11 protein-coding genes are annotated in these 13,373 nt (G+C 67.7%); 10 read left to right on the top strand and 1 reads right to left on the bottom strand.

Annotated features, from left to right (window positions below; all coding sequences use genetic code 11):
* Positions 1-4: 4 nt before the first annotated feature.
* From MY55_RS07355 to MY55_RS07325, 7 genes are all read left to right on the top strand, one after another.
* Positions 5-3,820 carry a translocation/assembly module TamB domain-containing protein gene (locus MY55_RS07355; RefSeq protein ID WP_065202172.1) on the top strand — a complete coding sequence of 1,272 codons (3,816 nt, stop codon included), beginning with the start codon at positions 5-7 and terminating at the stop codon, positions 3,818-3,820.
* 166 nt (positions 3,821-3,986) lie between these two features.
* A complete protein-coding gene (locus tag MY55_RS07350) occupies positions 3,987-5,435 on the top strand; it encodes an efflux transporter outer membrane subunit (protein ID WP_047237093.1) in 1,449 nt (482 codons plus the stop codon).
* Complete coding sequence (locus tag MY55_RS07345; RefSeq protein WP_047244359.1) at positions 5,432-7,570, top strand: FUSC family protein; 2,139 nt, start codon at positions 5,432-5,434, stop codon at positions 7,568-7,570. Before MY55_RS07350 ends, MY55_RS07345 begins: the two co-directional genes overlap by 4 nt.
* Positions 7,560-7,760, top strand: coding sequence for a DUF1656 domain-containing protein (locus MY55_RS07340; RefSeq protein WP_043578200.1), 201 nt, complete (start codon positions 7,560-7,562; stop codon positions 7,758-7,760). Before MY55_RS07345 ends, MY55_RS07340 begins: the two co-directional genes overlap by 11 nt.
* A gap of 23 nt (positions 7,761-7,783) precedes the next feature.
* Positions 7,784-8,647, top strand: a complete 864-nt coding sequence (locus MY55_RS07335; protein WP_043578204.1) for an efflux RND transporter periplasmic adaptor subunit — start codon at positions 7,784-7,786, stop codon at positions 8,645-8,647.
* A 102-nt stretch (positions 8,648-8,749) separates the two neighbouring features.
* Positions 8,750-9,232 carry a putative pterin-binding protein gene (locus MY55_RS07330; RefSeq protein ID WP_043578206.1) on the top strand — a complete coding sequence of 161 codons (483 nt, stop codon included), beginning with the start codon at positions 8,750-8,752 and terminating at the stop codon, positions 9,230-9,232.
* Positions 9,232-10,608, top strand: coding sequence for a sensor histidine kinase (locus MY55_RS07325; RefSeq protein WP_043578209.1), 1,377 nt, complete (start codon positions 9,232-9,234; stop codon positions 10,606-10,608). Before MY55_RS07330 ends, MY55_RS07325 begins: the two co-directional genes overlap by 1 nt.
* A 6-nt stretch (positions 10,609-10,614) precedes the next feature.
* On the opposite strand, the gene MY55_RS07320 is transcribed toward MY55_RS07325, so the two are convergent.
* Entirely contained in the window at positions 10,615-11,517 is a 903-nt protein-coding gene (locus tag MY55_RS07320) for a helix-turn-helix domain-containing protein (protein ID WP_052258216.1), read from the bottom strand.
* Between the two features lie 409 nt (positions 11,518-11,926).
* Here MY55_RS07320 and MY55_RS07315 point away from each other — a divergent pair, with 409 nt between their 5' ends.
* From MY55_RS07315 to MY55_RS07305, 3 genes are all read left to right on the top strand, one after another.
* Positions 11,927-12,184, top strand: coding sequence for a hypothetical protein (locus MY55_RS07315; RefSeq protein WP_043578210.1), 258 nt, complete (start codon positions 11,927-11,929; stop codon positions 12,182-12,184).
* 123 nt (positions 12,185-12,307) lie between these two features.
* Positions 12,308-12,745 (top strand): MarR family transcriptional regulator, encoded by a 438-nt coding sequence (locus tag MY55_RS07310; protein ID WP_099049619.1) that lies wholly within the window; start codon positions 12,308-12,310, stop codon positions 12,743-12,745.
* A 51-nt stretch (positions 12,746-12,796) separates the two neighbouring features.
* Positions 12,797-13,369 (top strand): cysteine hydrolase family protein, encoded by a 573-nt coding sequence (locus MY55_RS07305; RefSeq protein ID WP_065202170.1) that lies wholly within the window; start codon positions 12,797-12,799, stop codon positions 13,367-13,369.
* Positions 13,370-13,373: the final 4 nt, after the last annotated feature.

The raw sequence follows: 13,373 nt of genomic DNA, 5'->3' as shown, positions 1-13,373 counted from the left end.
AAGCATGAGCGAACATCACGATCTTCCCCCCGAAACGCCGCAGGCGCCGCCCGCCGCGCCGCCGCGCCCGCGCCGCTGGCGGCTGGCGTTTTCCTGCCTGGCCTTGACGCTGGCGCTGTTGCTGGCCGGCCTGGGCTGGATCAGCGCCAGCCCGGCCGGCTTCGCCTGGGCGCTGGGCAAACTGGACTGGCTCAGCGGCCAGCGGCTGAGCGTGGGCGCGACCCAGGGCACGCTGTGGCGCGGCTTCGCGCTGCGCGACATCCGCCTGCGCGGCGGCGCCGACGATGTCGACATCGAATCGCTGCGGCTGGACTGGCAGCCGGCGGCGCTGTCGCGCGGCGAGCTGCGCATCAGCCGGCTGGACGTCGGCCATGTGCGGGTGTTGAGCCGGCCCGCGCCCGAACAGAAAAGCGCGCCGCTGGCCGCGCCGCGCACGCTGGCCTTGCCGCTGCGGCTGAAGGTGGACCAGCTGAACCTGGCCAGCCTGACGCTGGAGCCGGCGCATTTCAGCCTGTACCGGCTGCAGGCCGCCTACGATTACGACGGCGCGCGCCACCGCCTGCAATTGCAGCGGCTGGATTCGCCCTGGGGCGAGGCCCGCGCCGGCCTGACGCTGTCGGCGGCCTCGCCGTTTGCGCTGTCCGGCCAGTTGTCCGCCAAGGGCGAGCTGGAGCAGGTGCCGGTGAAGGCCAGGCTCGACCTGTCCGGCGACCTGCTCAAGCCGGCCTTCTCCGGCGAAATGGACGGCAAGGGCGTCAGCGTCGACATCGCCGGCGCGCTGCGGCCGTTCGACGCCAATCCGTTCAACCGGCTGGTCCGGCTGGATGCCCGCGTCGGCAACATCAATCCGCAAGCCATCCTGCCCGATTGGCCGAAGGCGCGGCTCAGCTTCGCGGTGTTCGCCGAGCCCGACGCCGGCCAGCGGGTGAAAGGCGGCCTGACGCTGGTCAACACCGAGCCGGGCGCGCTGTCGGCGCAACGGCTGCCGCTGTCGCTGCTGGCCGGCGAATTCCGCGCCGACGAGCAGGCGCTGGAGCTGTTCAACAGCCACGCCGAGCTGGGCGGCGGCAAGCTGGGCCTGGTGGGCGAGGTCAAGCCCGACCGGATGAAGCTGGCGCTGGACCTGAGCCAGCTGTCGCTGCGTCAGCTGCACGCGTCGGCGCCGGACGACGTGATCAGCGGCCGGCTGACCGCCGAGGGCGCGTTCGCCGCGCCGCGCTTCGCCGCGCAGCTGAAAGGCAAATGGCTGCAGGCGAGCGCGCTGGCCGAGCTGTCGGGCGGCCAGCAGCCGGCCTTGCTGCTGAAAAAACTGGAATTGGGCGCGGGCAGCGGCGCGGCCAGCGTCAACGGCAAGCTGGGCCTGTCCGGCAAGCGGCTATTCGAATTGAACGGCAAGCTGGTGCACGCCGACCCAGCGCGGCTGCGCGACGGCCTGCCCAGCGGCGATCTCAACGCCACGCTGAAGATGGCCGGCCAGCTGGCCGAGCCGATGGAAGTGGGCGCCAAGCTGCAACTGGCGCCCAGCCGGCTGTCGGGCGCGCCGCTGTCCGGCAACGCCAGCGTATTGCTGGGCGAGGCGCGGCTGAAACAGCTGTTGCTGGATCTGAAGCTGGCGGACAACCGCCTGCAGGCCAGCGGCAGCTACGGCGTGCTGGGCGACAAGCTCAAGCTGGCGGTCAACGCGCCCAATCTGTCCTTGCTGGGCCCCGGCTTCGCCGGCGTCGTGCAAGGCCAGGGCGAGCTGGCCGGCGTGCCGAAGATACCGGTGCTGAGCGCCAAGCTGCAGGCGCAGCGGCTGCGCCTGCCGGGCGGCGTGGCGCTGCAGTCGATGCAGTTCGCCGGCAACATCAAGGCCGACCAGGCCAGCCCCTTCCAGCTGAGCCTGGACGTGGCGGCGCTGCAGGCCGGCGGCGTCAGCGCCGAGCAGCTGCGCGCGCGCGCGTCGGGCACCCGCGCCCGCCACAGCCTGCAATTGGATGGCCGTTTCCAGCTGGAGCAACAGAATTACGCGCTGCAGCTGGCGGCGGCGGGCGGCTTGAGCCTGGACAACCGCTGGCAGGGCAGCCTGCAAAAATTGGAGCTGGCCGGCAAGCCCGGCCTCAGCCTGCAGGCGCCGGCAGATCTGACACTGGGCGCAGACGGCCAGGCGCGACTGGGCGCGGCGCGGCTGGCCTTGCTGGGCGGCAGCCTGAATCTGGCGGAATTGACGCGCCAGGCGAACGGCGCGCTCAGCGGCGGCGGCAGCGCGCGCGGCCTGCGCCTGAGCGAATTGGGGCCATGGCTGAAGCTGCCGCTGGAGCAGAACCTGCAATTCGACGCCGATTGGAGCCTCAGCCCTGCCGGCATCGGCAAGCTGGCGCTGTGGCGCAGCGGCGGCGACGTGCAGCTGCCGCTGGACAAGGGCCGGCATGTCGCGCTGGGCCTGAAGACGGCGCGGGCGGAACTGGACCTGGACGGCAGGCAGCTGGCCTTCAATGTCAGCGTGGACAGCCGCTTCGCCCAGGCGCAGGGCCAGGGCAGCCTGCCGTGGAACGGCGGCCGCATCGACGGCCACACGCCGCTGTCCGGCAATCTACGCGCCAGCCTGCCGTCGCTGGCGGCGCTGGCCGAGCTGTCCGGCCCGGGGCTGGAGCTGGGCGGACAGCTGGCGGCCAATCTCGATCTGGGCGGCCCGCTGCAGATGCCGCAGGCGCAGGGGCAGATCCGCGGCGACAAGCTGAAGCTGGCCGACCGCCGCACCGGGGTGTCGTTATCCGACGGCAGCCTGCTGGCGCGGGTGGACGGCCGCCAGCTGACGCTGCAGCAGCTGCGCTTCGTCAGCGGCAAGGGCGAAGTCAACGCCAGCGGCTCGCTTGATTTCAGCGACGCCCAGCCGGATGCGCGGGTCAAGGTGTCGCTGCAGAAGTTCAGCGTGTTCGACCGCCCCAACCGCCGGCTGGTGGTATCCGGCCAGAGCGAGCTGGCCTTCGTCGGCGGCCGGCTGTCGTTGAGCGGCCGCATCCGCGCCGACCAGGGCCGGGTGGGCCTGCCCAAGCTGGGCGCGCCCGACCTGGGCGCCGACGTGGTGGTGGTGGGGCGGCCGGCGGCCGAGCCTTCGGCCTTCGCCACCATGCCGCTGACGGTGGCGCTGGATCTGGATCTGGGCGAGCGCTTCCGCTTCTCCGGCCAGGGGCTGGACGTGGAGCTGTCGGGCCTGGTGCACGTCAGCGCCAATCCGGGCGAGGCACCGGCGGCCAGGGGCCAGGTCAAGGTGGACAAGGGCCGCTACAAGGCTTACGGCCAGGACCTGGACATCACCTTCGGCGCCATCACCTTCAATGGCCCGCTGGACAATCCGCTGCTCAATGTGCAGGCCAAGCGCCGGCTGTCGCCGGTGGGGGCTGGGGTGGAGGTGACCGGTTCGGTGGCGGCACCCAAGGTGCGGCTGATCACCGACGACCCGATGGCGGACAAGGACAAGCTGGCCTGGCTGGTGTTGGGCCGCGCCGCCAGCGGCGACCGCGATAACAACGACCTGGCGGCCTCGGCCGGCATGATGCTGGCCGGTTCGATCAACGACCACATCGGCCTGTTCGACGATCTGGGCGTTTCCAGCCGCAAGGAAAAGACGCTGTCCAACGGCACGGTGAGCCCGGCCGAGCAGGTGGTGACGGTAGGCCGCCAGCTGACGCGCGAGCTGTACCTGGGCTATGAATACGGCATCAGCAGCGCCGACCAGGCGGTGAAGCTCGCTTACCAGCTGTCCAAGGGCTGGTCGGTGGTGCTGCGCGCCGGCACCGCGATGTCGGCCGAGTCGCGCTATACGCTGCGTTTCGATTAGAAAATGTCTAACAGTTTGACGCTGTTGTCATGCGCAGGTGCTAAAATGGCCGGAGATAGTACAAGCTAGCAGGCCGCCGTCGGCTGGCGCCGACTGCCGCTGGAATCGGGGCCGCCGGCATATCGCCGGCGGCCTTTCATTTTGCGTTTGGCCATTGGTGCGATAGATGCAGCGGTTCTACACGGTATGGATTGCGGGTTTGGCCTTGCTGGCGGCGGGTTGCGCCGATCCGGGCGCCGGCGGGCCGCAGTCGCGGCTGCTGGACGCCGATAGCCTCAGCGCCGGCAAGCGGATACAGGAGGCGGCGGCCAAGGCGGGCTGGCCGCAGGCCGACTGGTGGCATCAGCTGCACGACGCGCAGCTGGACCAGCTGGTGACGGCCGCCCTGGCCGGCAATCCCGGCCTGCGCGCCGCCGCGGCGCGGCTGCGCCAGGCCCAGGCGCTGGCCGGCGTGGCCGAATCCGCCACCCGGCCGCAAGCGGCCGGCGAGGCCTCGTTCACCCGCCAGCGCTATTCCGAGCAGGACTTCATCCCGCCGCCCGAAGCCGGCAACTATTCCTGGTACAACCACGCCGCCCTCAACGCCAGCTACGACCTCGACTTATGGGGCCGGCAGCGCGCCGCGTTGTCCGCGGCGCTGGACGAGGCGCAGGTGCTGGCGGCCGAAGCGCAGCTGGCGCGCCTGAACCTCAGCGCCGCGGTGGTGCGCGCCTATGTGCAGCTGGCGCTGCAGTACGCCGAGAAAGACCTGCTGCAGGACAATCTGGCGCAGCGCGAACGCAGCTGGCAGCTGGCGAAGAAGCGCAAGGCCGCCGGCCTGGCCGCCGAAGCCGAAGTGGTGTTGCTGGAGTCGCGGCTGCCGGCCGCGCGCAACCAGATCGAGCAAGTGGACGAAGCCATCGAGCTGCTGCGCAACCAGTTGGCCGCGCTGTGCGGCCAGGGGCCGGCCGCCGGCGAGGCGCTGCGGCGGCCGACGCTGAAGCTGGACGACGCCGCGCCGCGGCTGCCCAGCGCGCTGCCGGCCGAACTGGTGGGCCGCCGGCCCGACGTGTCCGCCCAGCGCTGGAAAGTGGAGGCGGAGGCCCGCAAGATAGACGCGGCCAAGGCGGCTTTCTACCCGAACATCAATCTGATGGCCTTCGCCGGCTTCCAGGCGATAGGCTTCGACAATTTCCCGTCGGCCTCCACCGCGGTGCGCGGCATCGGCCCGGCGATCAGCCTGCCCATCTTCGAGGGCGGCCGGCTGCGCAGCGCGTTGTCGGCTCAAACCGCCGCCTACGATGCGGCGGTGGACAGCTATAACGCCAGCGTGGTGCGCGCGCTGAACGAGGTGGCCGGCGCCATCGCCAAGGTGGAGTCGCAAGCCGGGCAGCAGAAACAGACCGAACTGGCGCTGGCCTCGGCGCAGAAGGCGTTCCGGCTGGCGCAGCAAGGCTACCGCGCCGGCCTGTCCGACCAGGACAATGTGATCGCCGCGCGCCTGGCGCTGCTGGCGGCGAAGCAGCAGCTGGCGCGGATACGCAGCGAGCGGCTGGACAGCTTCGCCGCGCTGATGAGCGCGCTGGGCGGCGGCGTGGCGGTGAGCCAGCCGCCGGCCGAGGGCAAGCCGCAATGAGCGCCGGCCTGCTGGCGGCCGGCAGGCGCGTCGGCCGCGACTGGCTGGCCAGCGAGGGCGAAAACTGGAGCTTCGTCGCCAAGACGCTGCTGGCGGCTTTCGCCTCGCTGTGGATCGCCTTCCGCCTCGGCTTCGATTCGCCGAGCTCGGCGATGACCACGGTGTTCATCGTCACCTTCCCGCGCAGCGGCGCGGTGCTGGAGAAAAGCGCCTACCGGATTCTGGGCACGCTGGTGGGCAGCGCCGCGGCGCTGGGCTTCGTCGGCCTGTTCGACGGCCAGGCGGCGCTGTTGCTGATCAGCCTGGCGCTGTGGGTAGGCGTCTGCACCGGCGGGGCCACGCTGTACCGCGACTCGCGCTCCTACGCTTTCGTGCTGTCGGGCTACACCGCCTGCATGATCGCGCTGCCGGCGCTGAACCATCCGCTGGCGGTGTTCAACCTGGCGGTGACGCGGGTGTCGGAAATCTCGCTGGGCATCTTCTGCTGCGCGGTGATCAACGATTTCATCTTCCCGCGCCATCAGGCCGACCTGGTGGTGCGCACCGTGCGCGGCCGCTACCACGGCTTCGTGCTGCTGTGCCAGGAGGCGCTGACGCAAAGGCTGGACGCGGCGACGCTGGAGGCCACCCAGCTGCGCTTCGCTTCCGACATCGCCGCGCTGGAGGCGGGCCGCGCCGCCGCGTTCTTCGAGGCCGGCAACGTGCGCGCGCGCAGCAACCAGCTGCACGCCTTCAACGCCACCTTCATGGCGGCGCTGACCACCTTTCATACATTGCACCGGCAGATGGAGCGGCTGCGCCGCGATCCGGCGTCGCCGCTGCCCAGTCTGTTCTACCCGCTGTTCCAGCGGGCGGCGGCGGCGCTGAGCAATGACGACGGCCCGGCGCGCACCGCGCTGGAGGCCGGGCCGACGCTGGCGCGGCTGGATGCCGTCCGCCCGGGGCTGCGCCAGGATCTGGCCGCGGCGCGCGAGCAGCTGCTGGCGCAGCCGCACGACGAAAGCCTGCGCATCGAGTTCGACACCGCCAGCGAGCTGCTGCTGCGCTTCGTCGAAGAAATGCACACCTTCACCGCGGTGTACCACGGCTTTCGCCAGCGCAACCCGCTGCAAGTGGAGGCGCTGGCCTATTCGGCGCGCACCCCGGCCGCCATCGCGCTGGCCAGCGGCGCGCGGGCGGCGCTGACGCTGTTGACGCTGTCCGTCGCCTGGTACTGGCTGGCCTGGCCCAGCGCGCTGGGCGCGGTGCTGCTGGCCACCATCTTCTGCGGCCTGGCCTCGTCGTCGCCGCGGCCCTTGCTGATGGTGAAGCAGATCCTGGTCGGCTTCGCGCTGGCCACGCCGCTGGCCTACGTCTGCACCTTCAAGCTCTTGAACCAGGCCGACAGCTTTGCGCTGTTGGCGCTGGCGATGTCGCCCTTCCTGGTTTTGGGCTGCTACCTGAAATGCTGGCCGAAAACCGCCGGCGTCGGCACCGGCATCACCCTGTTGATGGCGCAGGCGGTGAACCCGGAAAACATGATGAGCTACGACGTGGTGGCCTTTCTCAACGACGGCATCGCCCGCCTGCTGGGCCTGGCGCTGGCGGGGATGTTCTTCGTGCTGGTGCTGCCGGAGCACACCATGGGCTCGCGCCGCCACATCGCCGCGGCGCTGTGGCGCGAGGCGCTGAACGCCTGCCGCGCCGGCCTGCCGCACCTGAAGCAGCGCTACGGCAACCGCGTGCGCGACCTGCTGAACCAATTGAACGCCGCGCCGGGCGAGGCCGGCGATCCGGCGCGCCAGGCCACCATCAGCCAGGCGATCACCTTGCTCGAATTGGGGCTGGCCATCATCGATCTGCGCCAGCTGGCCCGCGACGCCGGGCAGGAGCCGGTGCGGCGCGCGCTCGATGCCAGCGTGGCGGCGCTGGCCGACTATTTCGCCGCGCCGCAGCCGCCGCAATTGCGGCGGGCGATGGCGGCGCTGCTGGCGGCGGGGCCGCCGATACGCGCGCAGCTGGCGGTGGCGCTGCCGGAGGCCGCGGCCAGCCTGAACCGGGCGCTGGCCACGCTGCATCTGATCCATACTTCGCTGCTGGACGCCATGCCGCAGCCGGAAGCCGGCGCGCCGGCGGGAGACGGCCATGCCGCATGAAATCGCCGTATTCGGCATCCTGATGCCGACCTTGCTGCCCTTGTTCGTGTTGGGCATGCTGCTGCAGATCGGCCTGGACTGGGCGCTGGGCCGGCTGGGGGTATATGAGAAGGTGTGGCATCCGGCGCTGTTCCGCTGGTGCCTGCTGATCGTGATTTTCAGCGCGCTGGCGCTGCCGCTTTACCGTTGACAATGCCTACCGGATTCTTTTCCATGATCGCCAAATCGATTACCCGCTACCTGATCACCCTGCTGTTGCTGGCCGCCGCCGTCTGGGCCGGAAAAACGCTGTGGGACCACTACATGCTGTCGCCGTGGACCCGCGACGGCAGGGTGAAGGCCGACGTGGTCACCATCGCCGCCGACGTGTCCGGCATCGTCACCCAGGTGGCGGTGAAGGACAACCAGCCGGTGCGCCGCGGTGACGTGCTGTTCGTCATCGACCCCAGCCGCTACCGCGCGGCGCTGGCGCAGGCCGAGGCGACGCTGGCCGGCCACCAGGCCGACAAGAGCCGCCGCGGCAAGGAGGCGGCGCGCCGCGCCAGCCTGGACAGCGCCATCGTCTCCACCGAAAGCCGCGAAAGCGCCGATTTCGCCGCCGCCGCCGCGGTGTCGCAGTACCAGGCGGCGGTGGCCGCGCGCGAGCTGGCCGCGCTGAACCTGCAGCGCACGGTGGTGCGCGCGCCGACCGACGGCTATGTCACCAACCTCAACGTCCATGTCGGCGACTTCGCAGCCACCGGCGCGCCCCGGCTGGCGCTGATCGACGGCGGCTCTTTCTATGTCGACGGCTATTTCGAGGAAACCAAGCTGCCGATGCTGAAGGTGGGCGCCAAGGCCGAGGTGACGCTGATGAGCAGCGGCCAGCGCCTGCGCGGCCATATCGCCAGCATCGCCCGCGGCATCACCGATCGCGACGCCGGCACCGGCCGCGAGCTGCTGGCCGACGTCAACCCCACGTTCAACTGGGTGCGGCTGGCGCAGCGGGTGCCGGTGCGCATCCAGCTGGACGAGCAGCCGCAGGGCCAGCCGCTGATCGCCGGGCAGACTTGCACGGTGGTGATAGTCGGCAAATAAGCGGCTTGGGCATCGCCACCCTGGATTCATGATGATAGGCTTGTCGGTAGTTCGTCTTTACGACGGAGTAATGAATCGGCGGGAGGCGAAATGAGGGATGGAATGAAACGATTGCTGGCGGGGATGCTGCTGGCCTGGTCCGGCGCGGCGATGGCCTCGCCCGCCGATGTCATGCTGACGGTCAGGGGCGGAGCAGGCATGTTCAACGACGCCGGCCGCAGCGAATACCGCTTCACCGAAAGCGAGCTGTTGCGCTTGCCGCAGCGCACCATCACCACGCGAACCACCTGGACGCCGAGGTCGGTGTTTTCCGGCCCAGGGCTCAGCGACATTCTGCGCGCGGTCGGCGCGCGCGGTTCGAAGATAGAACTGGTCACTTACGATGAATACAAAGTGATCCTGCCGCTGAGCGATCTGGACAAATACCATCCCATCATGGCCAGGTTCATCAATGGCAAGCCGTTGGAGAGGCGGGATTTCGGCCCGCTGTGGATGATGTATCCGGTCAGCGATTTCGCCGAATTGCAGAAAGTCAAAGCCGACGCCAAGCTTGCCTGGCAAATCAAGACCATCGTGGTGCGTTGATGAGAATTCCGCTTCCGGTGCAGCAGGGGCGGCAGTGGCTGATGTTTTTCTGCCTGGCGGTCTTGTTGCCGATGTTGTGCTTCTTTTACGTGCAAAGCACGCTGTTTTCCAAGCAGGCGCTGGAGCAGGCCGCGGGCCCAGGGGAGGGCTATTACTGGGCGGCATCGCAATATCGGTACGCGGTGCAGCGCCTGTATGGCGAGATCAACGCTTATGCGCTGCATATCGAAACCTTTGAAGATTTGCAGGTCGCCTACGATGTGCTGGAATCAAAATACCTGGTGCTGAACCGCTCGGTTTCTCCGCAATTGCGCAAGAACGCCGATTACGCGGCCTTGCTGGAGCAGATCGCCGGCTTCATGCGGCGCGGCAAGATCCTGTTTCCGGCGACGCGGAGCGATGCCGCCGCCCTGGCCGCGCTGCAGCAGGAGTTGAACGACATGTCGCCGGTGATCGCCGATTTGGTGATAGCCGCTCATCACGAAGAGGTCCGGCTGCGCGATGCATCGATCGAACAGACGCTGAGGCTGCGCAATTTCGCCTTGGTCAGCCTGATCATCTGGGCGGTGCTGGTGGTGTTTCTGGCGCGGGAGCTATGGAAGGCGATACGGCGCCAGGAGATCATTGAGCTGCAGCGCGAGATGATCGCCGCAGCCAAGCAGGCCCAGGAAGAGGCGGTGCAGACGGCGCTGGCGCGCTCCACCATGTTGTCTACCGTCAGCCACGAAATCCTGACGCCGCTGCACACGATACAGGGCGGGGTCGAGTTGTTGTCCGACATGGAGCGGGAGCCCAGGGTGTTGCGGACGATCGCCAATGTCAGGACTGCCGCCGACTACCTGTCCAAGCTGATGCAGGATTTGCTGGATATGGGACGGCTGGACGCGGGAAGGATGATTTTGCGGCCGACGCGGTTCGAGCCCGGCCAGCTGCTGGGCAGCGTGGTGGGGGAGTTTCGCCAGGTCGCCGCGGCCAAGGGGGTGGCGCTGTCTTTTGCCGCGGCGGGCGTGGCCGGGGTCGAGGCGCATGCCGACATGACCAGAATCCGCCAAGTGGCCAGCAATTTGATCTCCAACGCCTTGCGCTATACCGACGCCGGCGAGGTGCGGGTGGCGTTGGAATTGGAGGGCGTCGCGCCGCGAGCCTGTCTGACGCTAACGGTCAGTGATACCGGCATCGGGATCCCCGAGAGCGAGCAGGCTTGTCTGTTCGAGGCTTTTACCCAAGCCAAGGGCGCCAATCGCGGCGGCGCGGGCATGGGTTTGGCGATTGTCCGCAAGATCGCCGTACTGATGCAGGGCGAGGTGTTTCTCGCCGGCAGCGAAGTGGGCAAGGGGTCTACCTTCATCGCCAGACTGCCGGTTGAGCTGGTCTGATCGGTTTCAAGCCAATTCGCGCAAATCCTTTTTCAACTGGGCGATGATGGGCTTGAACAGCCCGGTTTTCTGAAAGTAGCGCACGCCGTGGCGGTCGATGGCGCGTTCTATCTCCAGTTCGCTGGCTTCGCCGGTGATCAGGATGATTGGCGTGTCGGCGGCATGGTTCTGGCGGATGTCTTCCATCAGCGATTCGGTGGTTTCGCCGCGGCCCATCGACCAGTCCAGCACGAAAGCGTCGTAGCGGGTCTGCCGCAGCGCTTTGGCCAGCTCGTCTGTCCGGGTGTAGGTGTCGGCGATGTACCCGGCCTGTTCCAGAAAGCCTTGCATCACTTCCGCCGTTTCGGCCCTATCATCCAGCACCGCGATCCGGTAGGCGCTGATGGCGGGATCCAGCGCGAGGCGCGCGTATACCCGGTGCAAGGTCGCATCGGAAGGCGCGTCCGCGCGTTCCGCCATTTTCCAGCCGCTGCCGCCGACAGGCTTCCAGGCGACAACTTGTGCGTTTAGCGCACTCTCATTGCGCGATATCCAGGCAATCAACGCTTTTTCATCAGGGTCGCCAAGGTGGCGAGCCGCGACAGTCATGGTGTCCTGCGCGGGCAACCGGTCGCAGTCCAGCGTGGCGCGCACGCCAAGGCCATCGAAGGCATGGCCGGGCGGACGGGTAGCGGAGGCTTCGTCTTTCAGGCCAAGCAAGTAATCGCTGGAGCAACTCACCGCCCGGGATACCTTGGCCAGTTCTTCGATATTGAAGGCGATTCCGCCCTTCAATTTGCGATTCGCACTGGATAGGTCGATGCCCAGCAGGGTCTTCAGCCACAGCGTGCGTTCGCGCTCCGCAATGCCGCGCGACTCTAGCAGCTGGGCCAGGCGGCCCAGGAAATATGACTTGAAGTCGTCGATCATGTCGGCATTTTCGTCTGCGGTTGGCGGGTCGAAATGCTATCAGCAAATCATTGATGCTACAAATTTGCCATGACATGGCTTGGTTGCCGATTGCGTAAAGCGCACATTTTTATTTTTTTGTGTGCGTAAATTGCAAATTTTATGGCATTGAGATTAATTTGCCTGATATCGTATGCCTGTCGAGCGAAGGTCGGGATGGCCAAGCCGCGAGACGCCATTTTGGTCATGACTGGGCTGTCTATTGCAGAGACAAGTAGGTAGTGTTGGAATTGTCTTAGTATTGATTGACATTGGCATGTTTGACGGTGGTTGAGTATCGCGTGTGTAAGCAATCGGATGCCGCGCCGGGTGGATGTTTGGCCTGGCGCGGCGTCTGCTCCGATGAGTTATCGAGTTGAGGTGGCATTAGATGGCATCAACACATCTGGTTCAGAGAATAGAGGACGATGATTTCGCCTTGGACACGATACAGGGCAAGCGCGTCCTGGTGACTTGTCCATCCATCTTGGGCGAGAAGGGGTCGGACTGGGAGGGCGCGGCCATTTTCGGACGCGATTATCTGGTTGAGTTGCTGGCGCTGGGCCTGGCTTACAGGGTATTGAATTTCGCCGATGTGAAGATCGCGATGCTGAAGGCCGGCGAGCACGTGGCGACGCAGAGGGCATGATGGGTACGGACCGTCTGCCGGCGGCGTGACGGTCCGCTGGGCAATCGGCCTGGGCCTGGCTTCCTCGGGGCCTTTTTCGGCAAAATTGCTATAATTGAATAGCTATGTAATAGTAGATAAATGATGAAAGACAATAGCGCCCACATCGCCGCGGCGACCCGGCTGCGGATGCAGCTGATGACGATGACGCGCCGGCTGCGCCAGCAGGCGAGCCAGGATGTGCTGCCTTTCGGCTTGCTGGCGGTGCTGGGCGCGATAGACCGCGCCGGCGGAGAGGCGACGCCCACCGAGCTGGCGCGCGGCGAAAGCCTGCGCTCGTCCAATCTGGCCGGGCTGCTGCGCGAGTTGGAGGGCGGCGGGCTGATTCGCCGCCTGCCTGATCCGGAGGATGGCCGGCGGGTGCGCGTGCAGTTGTCGGCGGCAGGCGCCGCGGCCTTGCAGCGCAATCGCCAGCTGCGCGATGGCTGGCTGCAGGCGCGGCTGGATGGACTGGGCGACGCCGACCGCGCGCTGCTGTTGCGCGCCGGCGCCTTGCTGGAGCGGCTGGCGCGCGAGGATTGACAGGGCGGCGGCCCTTCGCCGCCGCGATCGAGAGTATTCGGAGAGTGAACCATGAAAACCGCGCTGCTGACGCTGGACTACATCATCGACATCATGCACCCGACGGGCAAGACGGCGCGCTGCGCCGGCCATGCCGCCGAGCGCGGCGTGATCGCGGCGGCCAACTGCGCCATCGCGCTGGCGCGCCGGCAGGGCTGGCCGATCATCCATGTCAAGGTGGGGTTTTCGCCGAATTACGCCGAAATGCCGGAGGGATCGGCCATCTTCAGCCGCGCCCAGGCGCTGCAGGCGCTGAACCTGGCCGGGCCGGGCACCGATTTCCATCCGGAGCTGGATGTGGCGCTGGAAGACGCGGTGGTGGTGAAGCACCGCATCAGCCCGTTTTACGCCACCGGCCTGGAGGCGGTGCTGCGGGCGCAGCGCGTCGAGCGGCTGGTGATCGCCGGCGTCAGCAGCACCTGGGCGGTGCAGGCGGCGGCGCGCGACGCGCACGACCGCGACTACCGGGTGCTGGTGCTGGAGCCGGCCTGCGCGGCGGCCAATGAGGACGAACACCAGATGTCGATGAAGCAGCTGGCGGCCATCGCCGGCATCATTGACCAGGCGCAGCTGGAAGCGCTGTGACGCC

The sequence above is a fragment of the Chromobacterium subtsugae genome (assembly GCF_001676875.1).
GTDB lineage: Bacteria > Pseudomonadota > Gammaproteobacteria > Burkholderiales > Chromobacteriaceae > Chromobacterium > Chromobacterium subtsugae.
This window is presented reverse-complemented; position numbering and strand designations above follow the sequence as displayed.